This is a genomic window from Prescottella sp. GW823-FHT02E09 (assembly GCF_058797375.1).
The window spans coordinates 198,514-212,072 of sequence record NZ_JBXAJP010000004.1; the positions used below are offsets into that span (position 1 = coordinate 198,514).

At 68.4% G+C, this 13,559-nt stretch carries 13 protein-coding genes; 5 read left to right on the forward strand and 8 right to left on the reverse strand.

Going from position 1 to position 13,559, the window contains the following annotated elements; translation table 11 throughout:
- Positions 1–37 precede the first annotated feature (37 nt).
- The gene (locus AC1RIF_RS11570) at positions 38–1,009 is read right to left on the reverse strand and encodes a beta-propeller fold lactonase family protein (protein ID WP_492601515.1); all 972 of its coding nucleotides are present in this window, start codon (positions 1,007–1,009) and stop codon (positions 38–40) included.
- A 281-nt stretch (positions 1,010–1,290) separates the two neighbouring features.
- Here AC1RIF_RS11570 and AC1RIF_RS11575 point away from each other — a divergent pair, with 281 nt between their 5' ends.
- Entirely contained in the window at positions 1,291–2,310 is a 1,020-nt protein-coding gene (locus tag AC1RIF_RS11575; protein WP_492601516.1) for an FAD-dependent oxidoreductase, read from the forward strand.
- A gap of 163 nt (positions 2,311–2,473) precedes the next feature.
- Here the strand turns inward: AC1RIF_RS11575 and AC1RIF_RS11580 are convergent, their stop codons facing one another.
- Entirely contained in the window at positions 2,474–3,925 is a 1,452-nt protein-coding gene (locus tag AC1RIF_RS11580; RefSeq protein ID WP_492601517.1) for an MFS transporter, read from the reverse strand.
- A 186-nt stretch (positions 3,926–4,111) separates the two neighbouring features.
- Here AC1RIF_RS11580 and AC1RIF_RS11585 point away from each other — a divergent pair, with 186 nt between their 5' ends.
- A complete protein-coding gene (locus AC1RIF_RS11585; RefSeq protein ID WP_492601518.1) occupies positions 4,112–4,567 on the forward strand; it encodes a MarR family winged helix-turn-helix transcriptional regulator in 456 nt (151 codons plus the stop codon).
- Between the two features lie 69 nt (positions 4,568–4,636).
- Here the strand turns inward: AC1RIF_RS11585 and tatA are convergent, their stop codons facing one another.
- From tatA to AC1RIF_RS11600, 3 genes are read right to left on the reverse strand one after another with little or no spacing between them, the layout of a single operon-like run.
- Positions 4,637–4,837, reverse strand: coding sequence for a Sec-independent protein translocase subunit TatA (tatA, locus tag AC1RIF_RS11590; protein ID WP_492601519.1), 201 nt, complete (start codon positions 4,835–4,837; stop codon positions 4,637–4,639).
- Complete coding sequence (locus tag AC1RIF_RS11595) at positions 4,837–5,511, reverse strand: Rid family hydrolase (protein ID WP_492601520.1); 675 nt, start codon at positions 5,509–5,511, stop codon at positions 4,837–4,839. The genes tatA and AC1RIF_RS11595 overlap by 1 nt, the downstream gene beginning before the upstream one ends.
- 29 nt (positions 5,512–5,540) lie before the next feature.
- Positions 5,541–7,118 (reverse strand): flavin monoamine oxidase family protein, encoded by a 1,578-nt coding sequence (locus AC1RIF_RS11600; RefSeq protein ID WP_492601873.1) that lies wholly within the window; start codon positions 7,116–7,118, stop codon positions 5,541–5,543.
- Positions 7,119–7,356: 238 nt separating this feature from the next.
- Here AC1RIF_RS11600 and AC1RIF_RS11605 point away from each other — a divergent pair, with 238 nt between their 5' ends.
- Positions 7,357–8,844: an APC family permease gene (locus tag AC1RIF_RS11605; protein WP_492601521.1), complete on the forward strand. Its 1,488-nt coding sequence runs from the start codon at positions 7,357–7,359 to the stop codon at positions 8,842–8,844.
- Positions 8,844–9,590 (forward strand): IclR family transcriptional regulator, encoded by a 747-nt coding sequence (locus AC1RIF_RS11610; RefSeq protein WP_492601522.1) that lies wholly within the window; start codon positions 8,844–8,846, stop codon positions 9,588–9,590. The genes AC1RIF_RS11605 and AC1RIF_RS11610 overlap by 1 nt, the downstream gene beginning before the upstream one ends.
- A 289-nt stretch (positions 9,591–9,879) precedes the next feature.
- On the opposite strand, the gene AC1RIF_RS11615 is transcribed toward AC1RIF_RS11610, so the two are convergent.
- The 3 genes from AC1RIF_RS11615 to AC1RIF_RS11625 all read right to left on the reverse strand — a co-directional run bounded on the left by AC1RIF_RS11615 (position 9,880) and on the right by AC1RIF_RS11625 (position 12,024).
- Positions 9,880–10,368, reverse strand: coding sequence for an FBP domain-containing protein (locus tag AC1RIF_RS11615; RefSeq protein WP_492601523.1), 489 nt, complete (start codon positions 10,366–10,368; stop codon positions 9,880–9,882).
- A gap of 188 nt (positions 10,369–10,556) precedes the next feature.
- A complete protein-coding gene (locus AC1RIF_RS11620) occupies positions 10,557–11,138 on the reverse strand; it encodes a GNAT family N-acetyltransferase (protein ID WP_492601524.1) in 582 nt (193 codons plus the stop codon).
- An 85-nt stretch (positions 11,139–11,223) separates the two neighbouring features.
- On the reverse strand, positions 11,224–12,024 hold the full coding sequence (locus AC1RIF_RS11625; protein ID WP_492601525.1) for an AraC family transcriptional regulator: 801 nt from the start codon (positions 12,022–12,024) through the stop codon (positions 11,224–11,226).
- Positions 12,025–12,091: 67 nt separating this feature from the next.
- Between AC1RIF_RS11625 and AC1RIF_RS11630 the strand changes: the two genes are divergently transcribed.
- A complete protein-coding gene (locus AC1RIF_RS11630) occupies positions 12,092–13,456 on the forward strand; it encodes an MFS transporter (RefSeq protein WP_492601874.1) in 1,365 nt (454 codons plus the stop codon).
- The last annotated feature ends 103 nt before the right edge of the window (positions 13,457–13,559 follow it).

Here is a 13,559-nt window from a genome sequence, read left to right on the forward strand (position 1 = left end):
TCTCGCCGCGATGTCGGGGCTGTTGCGGGGGCCCCGATCATGCCCCTGGTTCGATCGCGACGACCGACACGGTGTCGCTGTCGTAGTTGGTGACGAGGGCGCGGGTGCCGTCCGGGATGATCGCGACCGCGGACGGACTGTCGCCGACCGTGACGGTCTCGACGACGGCATTCTCGGCTGTGTCGATCACCGACACCGTGTCGCTCGCATAGTTGGTGACGTACGCGCGGGCGCCGTCCGGCATGATCGCTGTCCCGAACGGGCTGTCGCCGACCGGAACCGTCCCGACCACGGCGTTCACCGGCAGGCCGATCACCGACACCGCATCGCTGTGCCACGCGGTGACGTACGCACGGGAACCGTCGGGCGTGATGGCCACCCCGAACGGCCCGTCGCCGACCGGAACCGCCCCGACGACGGCATTCACCGGAATCCCGATCACCGACACTTCGTCGCTGCCCTGGTTGGCGACGTACGCGCGGGTGCCGTCCGGGGTGATGGCGACCTCGGACGGAAGGCTGCCGACGGGGACCGTGGCGGCGACCGCGTTCACGGCGGTGTCGATCACCGACACCGTGCCGCCGTCGTAGTTGGTGACGTACGCGCGGGAACCGTCCGGCGTGATCGCCACGCCCTCGGGCCCCGCACCGACCGGGATCGTGACCGCGACCGCGTTCACGGCGGTGTCGATGACGGACACCGTGCCGTCGTCGGAATTGGTGACGTAGACCCGGGCCCCGTCGGGGCCGACCGCGACATCGGTCGGGAAACCGCCGACCGGGACGGTCGCGGCGACGGTCTCGGTCGCGGTGTCGATCACCGCCACCGTGTCGTCGAAGTAGTTGGCGACGTAGGCGCGGGAACCGTCCGGTGCGATCGCCACCTCCGTCGGACCGCCACCGATCGCGATGGTTCCGGTCACGGTGTCCGCGTGGACAATTGGATCCGAGAACATCAGGCCCGCCACCGACACGGCGACCGCGGCTGCAGACGTGGACAACGACATCATGTGTATTCCCTTCTCCAAGCGGACGAATCGCCGGAGTCAGGCGACCGACGTCGCCATCACCACCGGGGACGACCATGGTTCTGTCCGGCCGGCTCCAGACGGCACCCGGCACGCTCTCAGGCTCGAAACCAGACATCCACCTCGCTCACCGTCACGGCGGCGCATCAGTGCTGATATCCATTGGACGCCGTACACGCGGGCCTGTAAACACCCGACGAGATCGGGTGACGGCGCGAGGCGGTCCCGAGAAGGATTGCGACGCCTCCGGTACGGTCCCCCGCATGGCTGGTTGCGCAGCGATCCTCGGGGGCGGCATCGGTGGACTCACCGCCGCCAACCATCTGACCCGGCGCGGCTGGGACGTCACCGTCTTCGAACGGTCCCCGGCCCCGCCCACGACGGGAACCGCCCTGGGGATGTGGCCGGAGGCGATGGCCGCGCTGGATGCGGCCGGCGTCGGTGACGGAGTTCGGAAGCTGGGCACGATGCAGCGCCGCGCCGCGTTCCTGCGACCGGACGGGTCGGTGATCGGTCGGATCGACAGCGAACGCCGCACCGCCCATCTGATCTCCCGGCCCGCCCTGCTCGGCGTGCTGCTGGACGGCCTGCCGGGCGGGGTCGTCTGCTTCTCGGCGCCCTCCCCCGACCTGGCAACACTCGCCGGGTTCGACGTGGTCGTCGCCGCCGACGGCACCCGCAGCGCCACCCGTGACGTGTTGTTCGGGACGAGGTTCCGGCCCGGGTACACCGGCATGACGGCCTGGCGCGGCTGGATTCCCGGCGAAGCGGCCTCGGTCAGCGAGACCTGGGGTCCGGGTGCGCTGTTCGGCATCACACCCCGCGAGGGCGGGCTCGTGAACTGGTTCGCCGCGGTCCGGTCGCCCGCCGAGTCGACCGGTGGGCTCGACTACCTGCGCGCCCGGTTCGGTGACTGGCACCAGGACATCCGGAAGATCCTCGAACGGGTCGACCCCGACGTCGTGCTGCACCACGATCTCTACGAGTCGCCGCGGCTGCCGTCGTACGTGCGCGGCAACGTCGCGTTGATCGGCGACGCCGCGCACTCGATGGCCCCGAATCTGGGGCGCGGCGCGTGTGAGGCCATGGTCGATGCGGTGACGCTGGGCGGCCTGTTGACCGAGCACCCCGTTGCCGACGCCCTGCGCCGCTACGACCGGATCCGGCGGCGTCCCACCCGTCGACTCGTGCGGGCGTCGCACCTGGCCGGCCGGGTCGCGACCGCTCGACGTTGGGTCGGTGTGCGGGACGCCGTCGTCGGGCTGGGATCTCGTTTCGCGTGAAACATCCACCCGCGATGCGGGCGGGGGCCAAAATAGCTACTGGCCGCAGCGAGTGAACAGCTGCGGCCAGTGCAGGACGAACAGTAGCACCTGTTGAACGTTTGTCTCACATGGTTCGGAACTTCTTCGCGGAGTGTCCGATCGACCGGATCGAACGCCCTGATCAGACCTGGGTGGCGACCTTCTCGTCGGCGTCCGCCGCGACGGGATGCGTCGACAAAGCGGCCTTGCGGCCGGGGATCGCCGCCGCGATCGCCGCGGCGACCAGCGCAACACCGCACCCGATCAGCAGACCCGTCCGGAACCCGGCCTCGGTGGGGATCGTGTGACCGCCGACGTCGATGCTCATCTGCGCCAGCACGACACCCACGACCGCCGCGGCCACGGACGTACCGACCGAGCGCATCAGGGTGTTGAAGCTGTTCGCCGATCCGGTCGCCGACGGCGGCACCGCACCCATGATCAGCGCCGGCATCGCGCCGTACGCCAGGCCGACGCCCGCGTTGGAGATGCAGACGACCACGAGCAGACCCCAGGTGGACCCGAGCAGCAACATCGACGACCCGTATCCGACGGCGATCACCAGTGCGCCGAGCACCAGCGTGACCTTGGGGCCACGGGCGGCGGACAGTTTCGCACCGAGCGGCGAGACGGCCATCATCACGAACCCGCCGGGCAACATCCACAGACCCATCGCGAGCATCGACTGACCGAGGCCGTACCCGGTGGACTCGGGCAGCTGCAGCAGCTGCGGAATGATCAGCGACTGCGCGTACATCGAGAAGCCGACGACGACGGAGGCAGCGTTGGTCAGCAGCACCTGCTTGCCCGCGGCCAGCCGCAGGTTCACCAACGGATCGCTGGTGCGCAGCTCCCACCATCCCCAGGCCAGGAGCACGACGACCGCGGCCGCGAACAGCGCGAGGATCGACGCGCTGCCCCAGCCCCAGACCGCGCCCTTGGAGACGGCCAGCAGCAGGCTCACCAGGCCGACACCGAGGCCGATCGCGCCGACGTAGTCGAACCGGCCGCCCGCGGCCATGGCCGGCGTGGCGGGGATGAGACGCCAGATCAGGACACCGATGACGACGCTGAGCACCGCGCATCCCCAGAACAGCACGCGCCAGCTGGTGTTCTGCGTGACGGCCGCCGAGATCGGAAGCCCGAGCGCGCCGCCGATGCCGAGGGTCGCACTGATCAGGGCGATCGACGACCCCAGCTTCTGCGGCGGGACCAGCTCACGCAGGGCACTGATACCGAGGGGCACCATGCCCATGCCGAGGCCCTGCAGGCCGCGGCCGATCACCATCGGGGCCAGCGAGGTGGCGAGCGCACACAGCACCGATCCGGCGACGAGGGGGAACGAACAGAGCAGCAGCATGCGCCGCTTGCCGAGCAGGTCGCCGAGCCGTCCGGTGACCGGGGTGGCGACCGCGCCGACGAGCAGCGTGATCGTGATGACCCACGACGCGTTGGACGCGGTCGTGTCGAGGATGCGGGGCAGGTCGCCGATGAGCGGCACCACCAGGGTCTGCATGAGGGCCGCCACGATGCCGGCGACCGCCAGCACTGTGACGATGCCGCCCGAACGGGCGGTGGACGCGGAGCTGTCCACGGGACTCCCAACTTCTGGATTCAAACGGAATTCGTTACTCAAACTAGTTGCAGCATACAACCAACTTGTATCATGCAATCAAGTTGTATTGCGCAAAACCCCAGCTAGGGTGATATGTCTGATTTCACCGGGCACAATAGGGGAGCATCAGGAACGAAGACCGATGCAGCCCGTGAGAGGACCGGCATGGAGAAGCCCACGCATCTGATCGACTTCGAGACCATGCTGCTCGGTCGGCATGTGCACCACAACAGCCCGCGCCCCCGACGCAGCGGCGGACACCTCGACAGCAGCGCCTACGTCCTGCTCAGCCGGATCGACATCGAGGGGCCCATGTCGATCGGACAGCTCAGCGACGCCCTCGGTCTCGACACCTCGACCCTGCACCGACAGACCACCGCGATGCTCGGCGGTGGACTCGTCGAACGCATCCCCGATCCCGACGGCGGCATGGCCCGCAAGTTCCGCATCACCGCGGAGGGCAAGGCCCGCCTCGACGCGGAACGGTCGGGCAGCATCGAGGCGCTCGACAAGATGATGAAGGACTGGGACGCCGAGGACGTCGCCGCGTTCGCGGCCTACCTCGAGCGGTTCAACACCGACATCGAGCGGATGAGCGGACGGCCCTGGCCGCGGCCGTGACATATCGGGCCCCGAACGCGGAGAAGCCGCGCGACGCCTCGGCGTTGCGCGGCTTCTCCGCTTCGTGAACTACGCCGACAGGCGCTCGGCGTCCCCCGGTACCTCGAGTTCGGCGGGTTTCTCGTCCCCCTGCAACTCGCCCACCTCGCTCTTGAGGATCCGCAGCGAGCGGCCCAGGCCGCGCGCCGCGTCGGGCAGCTTCTTCGACCCGAACAGCACCAGCAGCACCACCGCCACGATCGCCCAGTGACCGGGGCTCAGGGCGCCCATCAGGACGGCTGCTTGCCGTCGGGGTAGACCGCGTCCACCTCGACCTCGACCAGCCAGCCCGCGACCGGCAGCGTGCCGACCTCGAGCGCGAATCGGGTGGGCCGGGCGCTGTTCCGCTCGATCGGCGCGGCGGGGGCAGCGGAGCCCATCGGCACCAGTTCGGTATCGCCGGTCTCGAGGTTGGTGTTGGCGAAGAACTGTCGGTAGGCGCGGTTCCAGCCGGCGTAGTCGGCCCGGTCGGTGCCGGGTGCGTTGTCGAGGAACACCCGCATCGTGACGACGTCCTCGAGCGTCAGTCCCTGTGCTTCGAGATTGTCGCGAATCTTCTTCAGGACACCGATGCCCTGTGCCTCGGTGACGGTCACCCCGGCGGGCAGCACTCCCCCGCTGAACTGGCTGTCGATGTACGACTCCGGAGTACCGTCGGGTGCCGCCTTGTTCGCTGCGGAGGGGCCGAGGCCACTGGTCTTGTAGACGGCGGTGTTCGCGCCGATCGCGACGCCCTCCGCGATCATCGGATTGGCTTCTCCCGCTGCGATGATCGACTTCGAGACGAACGTGCTCTCCGGTGTGGTCTCGGCCTCGGCCGTGTCGGACGAGCACGCGGTGGCGGTGACGAGCAGCGCGGACGCGGCGAGGGTGGCGGCCAACGTCTTGCGGGCAACGGATCTCATGGTGTCTCCTCTACGAATATGACTGGGGTTCAGGCGGTCTGAGCGACGCGCTGGTGGATGTTGGTCACCACGTCCCGGGCCGACGTGAACGCGCCGTGCTGCCACGCGATCGCGTTGGACAGGTGGTCGCCCGCGAAGTAGATGTGGTCCACCGGCTCGAGCAGCTTGGTGTACTCCGGGGTCGCCACGCCGCCGTGCGAGTCGCCGGACCCGGCCCACGACGCCCACGCCGACTCCGAGTACTTGGTGCGCCGCCACGATCCGGAGAACGACGACGAGATGTCGCGGGTGTACTTGTCGCCGTGGATCTCCGAGCCCTCGGCGAGTGCCTTCGCCAGCCGCTGCCGGTGCGTGAGCGACTCGAACCCGAGCTGGCGGCGGCCCGAGCTGTAGTACGCGACCACGACGCCACGATCGGAGTTGTAGTGGTCGTACGGGAACATGATCTGCGAGATATCACGGTCGGTGTTCGACGCGCCGCCGTAGATCCGGTCCTCGATCTCCCACCAGCGACGCGAGTACTCGATGCCGAGCTTGCCCGACGACGACGGCTTCGCCGCCCGCAGCGCGGTGATCACGTCCGACGGCAGGTTGTTGTCGAGGCGCTCGATCAGGTTCGGCGGGATGGTGCAGATCGCGTAGTCGGCGGTGACGGACTTGCTCTGCCCGCCGACGCTGTACTCCACACTCACCCCGTCGGGCGTGTTCTTCATCGACGTGACCTCGGCGCCGTAGACCAGACTGTCACCGATGACCTCGGCGAAACGGTAGTAGATGCGGTCCATGCCACCCACCGGCGTGAGCATCGTCATCGCCTGGTCGTAGTCGAAATCGAACGCGAAGTTGCGGCCGATGCCGCTGTGGATGACGTCCTTCATCGCGAACGGCTGCTTCTGCGTGCCGAAGTTCAGCCCGGCGCCGGGCTCGGAGTCGTAGCCGCGACGCGGCGAGCCGAGGTAGCGGCCGTCGTCGGACAGGTCACCGAAGCTGGAGAGGAACTCCGACAGCTTGTCCTTGTCGTCCGGGGTGAGCACGTCGTCGAGCGCCCCCAGGTTGGTGGCCTTCTGCAGCAACTCGGAGACGTACCCGAACGTGTCCGCCTTCGCGGCACGGTAGGTGACGGACTGGCCGGCCAAAGGCTGGCTACCGGTGTAGTTGACCACCGTGTTGGCGTTCTGGTTACCGAACATCTGCAGCTCGACGCCCAGTTCGCGGCAGTAGTCGAGGGTGATGTGGCCCTGCGGGATACGGGTCCCGCCGAGGTTGAAGTAGTGCCCCTCGGAGAACGTGCACTTCTGCGTCTCACCGTTGAGATCGGTCTCCTCGGTGCCCGCCCGCACCGACCAGATCCGGCCCCCGGGACGGGTCCGGGCCTCGAGCACGGTGACCTTGTAGCCGGCTTTCTGCATCTCGTACGCCGCGCACAGACCGGCAGGTCCACCACCGAGGATCACCACCGAGTGATCGCCCTTCACCGACCCCACCAGATCACCCGGAGCCAGCGACTGGAAGCGCTTCGGGGTGCCCGCCGTCGCCGGGGCCAGACCGATCGAGGACATCGCCCCGTACGCCAGCCCTGCGCCACCCGTGACGCCGAGCGCCTGCATGAAAGATCTACGTGTGAATGCCATTTCACGCTCCCAAATGTCCGCCCGGCGATCCGGGTGATCCGTTGGGACTCATCCTGGACAGCGCTCGGGTCGGGAAGTTGTCGCCGGTGAAACGGTTCTGCGCGGCCGACTGAGAACGCGGGGCACCGCGTGCCGGCACCGTCTCAGCCGAGTGCGACCGCTGGAAGCACGTCGGCAATATCCCTGTTACACAGCCGGACTAGCGTCACGCGCTATGTCCGCACTCACCGACGCGATCGCGCGCTCGTTCACCGTCCGTGAACCCGCCCGACCTGCGCTGTCGCCGATGCGTGCGCTCGGACGCCGGCAACTGTCGGGTGTCGAGGTGCTGGCCCAGTCGGTGGCGACCACCGCACCCGCGGTGTCGATGGTGGTGCTGCCACTCACGATGCTCACCCACGGCCGACTGTTCGGCGGCATGCTCACGATCCTGGTCGCCACGGTCGCGGTCACCCTCATCGCCTTCTGCCTGTCGCAGTTCACCCGGCGCATGGCGGCGGCCGGCGGGCTGCACAGCTTCGCATTCCGCGGCGCGGGGTCGCGGGCCGCGCTCACCGCGGCCGTCGCGATGCTGGTCAAGTACATCGGCAGCGCCGTGATGACGCTCTACCACGGCGGACAGGCGGTGATCGCGCTGCTCGCGTTCGCGGGCATCGACGCACCGGTACCGATCGTGTATCCCGTACTCGCGGTGAGCATCCTGCTGTGTCTGCTGCGCAGCGCACGATTCGCCGCCATCGCGATCCTGGTCGTCGAGAGCAGCTCACTGGCGTTCATCGTCGGGCTCATGCTGTTCGGCGACAGTGCATCCCAGGTTGCCGTCGTACCCGCACCGTCCGGGAACGGCCTGCTGACACTGATGCTGGCGGCGCTGTTCGCGCTCGCCGGGTTCGAGAGCGCCGCATTCTTCGGACCCGAGGCCCGCCGCCCCCTGGTCACCGTCACCCGCACCGTGCTGCTGACGCCGGTGATCTGCGGATCACTGTTCGTGTTCGCCGGCTGGGCCGCGTGGACCGGACGCAGCGACACCCTCGTCAACGCCTACCTGCACGGCACCGCGACGGGTGTGAGCCCGGCGGTCGTGATCGCGCTGAACGTCGGACTGTGCTGCTCGTGGCTCGCATCGGCGATGGCATCGTCGAATGCCGCCTCCCGCCTGGTGTATTCACTCGGCATCGAACGGGTGCTGCCGTCGTGGTGCGCCCGCGTACACCGGTCCTTCCGCACACCGGACGTGGCGCTGTCGCTCGTCGTCGGCGTCGTCCTGCTCGGCGGCGGAGCGTTCGCGGTACTCGGCACGGGTGTGGTGTTCGGGGACGTGCGGCTGGTGGTGCGCGGCGCGGTGATCGTCGCGTACGTGGCGGTGGCGGTGGCGTCGGCGCGGTTCCTGAACCGGATCGGCGAGCAGACACCGGGAGCGCTCGCCGCCGGCGCACTCGGCAGCGGCGCCGGAGTGGTGGTGATCGGATACCTGTTGTACGTCAACGTGATCGACGCGTCGTACGTGGTGCCGATCGCCGTGGCGGTGATCCTCGCATCGGGGCTGTCGTGGCACGCCCACCTGCGTCGGCGCCGCCCCGACGCCCTGCTGCGGATGGGCGCGTTCGACAGCGCCGAGACCGCCGACGTCCTACCGGGCGCAGGGGTGTTCGCCGCCGACGCGACCGGGGAGACGATCCTGGTCGGCCGGGGCGGACGCTGATGGCGGTCCGCGACCTCGGCGGAAACGAACCACGCGCGGTGCAACGGGCCCTCGCGCTGCTCGAGGCCGCCGCCCGACTGGGCTCGGGCGCGTCCGCGAAGGACATCGCGGCGATGGCGGGCATCCCACCGGCGACGGCCTATCGCCTGTTGAACCTGCTGGTCGCCGACGGCTACCTCGTTCGGATCACCGACCTGTCCGGGTTCGCACTGGGACGCCGCACCCGCGAACTCGCCGGTGCCACAGAACAAATCACCCCCGTCGACAACAGCATCGTGCTCGGGGAACTGCGGTCGCAGGTCCGCTACGGGGTGTACCTGGCGTCGTACACGACCGGACGGGTCCGCCTGGTGGACCGCGACCCCGACCACGAGCTCAGTGGCGAGCGGACACTGGTGACCGCGCCGCACGCGTCCGCGATCGGCAAACTGATGCTCGCGTCCCGACCCGATCCGGCGGCCGGCCCGCTCCGGAAGGTCACCGCCCGCACCATCACCGACCCGGACGCCCTGGAACTGGAACTGTCGGTGATCCGACGCGGCGAACCCGCCCGCGAGGTCGACGAGATCCGCGTCGGACGCTCCGCCCTCGCCGTTCCCGTGCACGACCGGGGCCGCACCGTCGTCGGGTGCCTCGCCGCGATCGGGCCGACCGGGCGGCTGGCCGTCGACGACGTCGAGTTGACCGAGTTGCTGCGCACCTATGCCGGTCGGGTGGTGCCGAGCGCGACCACGAACTGCGCGTGAGGATGGTCGCGTCCGGCGAACCGGTGGTGACATCGCGGCCGATTCCCCGCAGCGAACTCGAGCGGGTGTGCAGCGACAACCGCCGGAACGGATCCGCGCTGCGACCGGGCCGGCACTGGTCGGCCTGCTCTTCGCGGCACGGTCGGCCGGGCATGTCGTCCCGCGCGACGGCCGAGTCCCGTGTCGCCGCCCCGCAGACGTCACCGACGGGATCGACGTGCAGGACGCGAGCCGGACGGATCGGTGGATGTCGGCCTGGCCCTGGCCTACTGATCCGGCCGTCGGTCGGTCAGCCGTACAACCGGTCGACGAACGCGTTGATGTTCTCGCGGACCCGTTCCGTCTTCTCCTCCGGACTGAGGTCCTCGCGGTACCGACTGCCGAGCGCGGGCTTCTTCCTGCCGCGTGCGTAGAGCGAGCAGGCCAGGTCGATGCACATGTAGATGCCCACCGAGTTGCCCGCCCGCCCCGACTCGCCCACCTTGTTCGCGGTCATGAGCGCGATACCGCCACGGGTGTGCGTGGTGAGGCAGATCGCGCACATCTGTGACTTGCCGGAGCCGTTCGATTCGAACCGCATCGCGACGCCGACCGGGCCGTCCGCGCGGGGCAGCACCACGTAGCCGCGGCCCGGGAAGGCGGGATCGGTCCAGCCCAGAAAGTCCAAATCGTCCCAGGGCCGGCCGGCCAGATCACGCGGCGCCGGCAGGCGCTTCGCATCGCCTTTCGAACAGTTGACGAACGACGCGCGGAGGTCGCGTTCGGTGATCGGATCCATGCCAGGACCTATCCCTTCGATCGTTCGGACAGCTAATCGCCGCCACGATACGACCGGCCCGGGGGACGAACAAACGATTATCCGCGACCGTCGACGGGAGATCGGAACCTGGAGTCGGGCAGGTGTGACCGGTGGGCGAGCCCGACGACGGCGCCGGATCCGTGAACGCGGACGCCGGACTCGGCGGATCAACGTACGGAAGCAGGACCGCCATCCCCGGCAGGAAGCCGAAAGAAATCGCAAGCGACACCCGCGTACACCCGCCTGTCCACGTACTTGAAGCGAACCTTTTCGAGCACGCGCACGCTTGCCTGATTCCCCACCTCGACATGCGCGCACAGCCCGCTCGACGACAGTTCACGCGCCGGATGTTCGAGATGCCAGTCGACCAAAGCGCCGGCGATTTCCGTCGCGAAACCCTGGCCCCAAAGGTCCCGGTTCAGGGCATACGCCAACTCACGACAAGAGTCGACCTCACCGAACCCAGCGCGGCCGATCATGTCGCCGTCGAGGTTCTCCACACGCCATTTGGTCCAGCCCCGGGTGCACTGCTCGTGGAGGTAGCCGTCGAGTCGCGACCTCGCCTCCGCGAGGGTGTCGGGCCGTCCATAACCGATGAATCGCATTGTGAGCGGGTCAGAGTGCAGAGCGACCAGGTCGTCGAAGTCCCCCGGAAGCCAATCGGTGAGCGTCAGCCTGTCGGTACTCAGGATGGTTCGGCGAGGCACAGCCATCATCTTCCCAGAAGAAAAACAGAACGAGGAGTTCACGTTCCCTCATCACGTGCGGTATCCGTTTCCTCTGTTCAGAGCAATTCCCTTCCATCTCCAGAGCATTGATTCCCCGCGGCCGGAATCACGCGCTGTGATGACCTTCTCCGTGAATCCCGGGCACTGACTTGACGCGGTGGACACTCTCGTCGTATCCACTGATCAGGTACCGCCGGGGCGTGGTACCGACCGTGCGTCGGAAGGCCGCCAGGAACGCGCTCGCCGTGGCGTATCCCACGCTGTGCGCCACGCGCGAAACCGGCTGGCCCTCGGCCAACAGCGGCAGGGCGGCGCGCATCCGGACCCGCGTGCGCCAACGGTCGAAGCTCATTCCCATGTCTATGCTGAAAAGCCGAGTCAAGGTCCGTCTGCTCACGCCGACCACCCGGGCGTGAGCCTCGAGGCCCCGCGGGTCGGCGGGGTCCGCCAGCAGGGTGTCCGCCACGATCCGAACGCGCTCATCGGTGGGTTGCGGCACATCAATGGGCCGGGTGGGCAACGGGTGCAGCAGGTCGGGCACCACCGCCTCCGCGCGCAACCGCGCCTCGTCGGGGATGTCGGTACGGGCCAGGTACGTCGTCAACTCCGCCAGCAAGCCGTCGATGCCGACCACCGTGGGCTCGGTCCAATCCAGCGGGCAGTGTTCCGGGGCCAGATACAGGCTGCACAGCAGCGCATCGCGGGTGGCGCCGGTTGTGTGGGTGACCCCCGCGGGCAGCCACAGTGCCCTGGTGGGCGGCAAGACCCAGTACAACTCGCCCACACCGACGCTCAGGACGCCGCGTCGGGTCCAGGCGATCTGGTGGTGGGTGTGGCTGTGCGCGGGGATCCACTCCCCGGAGGTAAGCGGGAAGTGGCCCACGATGATCGCGCCGATGTCCTCCATGCGACACAGTCTGGCCTCAGCGCGGATTGTGGCCAAATGCCGTCGGTCATAGCGTCGTCTCGTGCCAATGATTGTGTTGTGCCTCGTCCAGTTCATGCTCGTGCTCGATGACACCGTCGTGATCGTGGCCCTGCCCAGCATCCGAGATGAGCTGGGGTTCAGCCCTTCCGGGTTGCCCTGGGTCGTCAACGCCTACTTCCTCGCCTTCGGTGGGCTACTGCTGCTGTGTGGCCGGCTGGCGGATTTGCTGGGTCGCCGTCGCGTGTTCCTCATCGGCGTGGCGCTGTTCGGAGTGGCCAGCTTGGCTTGCGCGATCGCGCAGGAGCCTTGGCAGCTTGTGATCGGGCGGTTCGTGCAGGGCGCGGGTGCTGCGATGGCCAGTCCGGCGGCAATGTCGATGGTCACGTTGCTGTACCCGGGGCGGGAGGAGCGGGCCAAGGCGCTTGGCATCTGGGGCGGCATCGCGGCCCTGGGCGGAACCTCGGGTCTGGTGCTGTCCGGAGCGCTGACCGACCTGGTCTCCTGGCGCGGGATCTTCCTGATCAACCTCCCCATTGTCGCCATAGCGCTGGCGCTGCTCCCGCGCCTGGTTCCCGAGTCCCGCGCCCGCGGCCGGTACCCTCTCGACGTTCCCGGCGCGGTCCTGGTGACCGGTGCCGCAGTGTCGCTGGTGTACGGGCTACTGCGGGCCGGTGAGACCGGCTGGAGCGATCCGCTCGTCATCGGCGTCGTAGTGCTATCCGCTGCCTTGGCGGTGTCGTTCGTGGTGGCAGAGTCGCGGTCGGCGGCTCCGCTGGTACCAGGGCCGTTCCTGGCTTCGCGGACGCGGGCAGTCGCCAACGTCGCCACCCTGCTGTTCTCGATAGCGATGTACGCGATGTCGTTCTTGCTGATGATCCAGGTGCAGACCGCTTTGGAATACAGCCCGCTCCTTGCAGGCATCGCCTACCTGCCCTACGGCGCAGGCATTCTGGCGGGCATGTGGCTGTCCTCCCGCGTCTCGCTCAGGATTGGGAGGCGCCGGGCGCTCCTGCTGGCTTTCCTGGTCAACATCGCCGGTCTGCTGCTGCTATCCGGCCTGGCTGCGGGCGACTCCTATGCCGCTCACGTCTTGCCCGGCATGCTCGTGCTGAGCATCGGCAATGGGCTGACACTGCCCGTCCTAGCCGTAGCCGCGGTCGACGGGACCACAGAGGAGAACGCTGGGCTCGGCTCGGCCCTGTTCACCTCCGTCCAGCAGATCGGCGGCGCCGTCGGGGTGGCCGCACTGGCTGTCATGGGCTACTCGGGTGGCCTCACCGCCGGCGCGGTCTGCGTGGCGCTCGCGGCTGTGCTCGTCTTGATCCTGCTGCCGTTGCGTGACACCAGCCCGCAACTGCCCATTCTGCGTGGAGCCGACGGCCGAAAAACGTCTTCAAGCACGCAAACCTGAACGAAGTCGACCAAACGAGGTCACAACCTCTTTCGAGTTCGTGGCCTCGTTCGCTGCAATTCGTAGAACTGCACTTCGTGTGCGGTTCGCGTTGGCTGGCCAC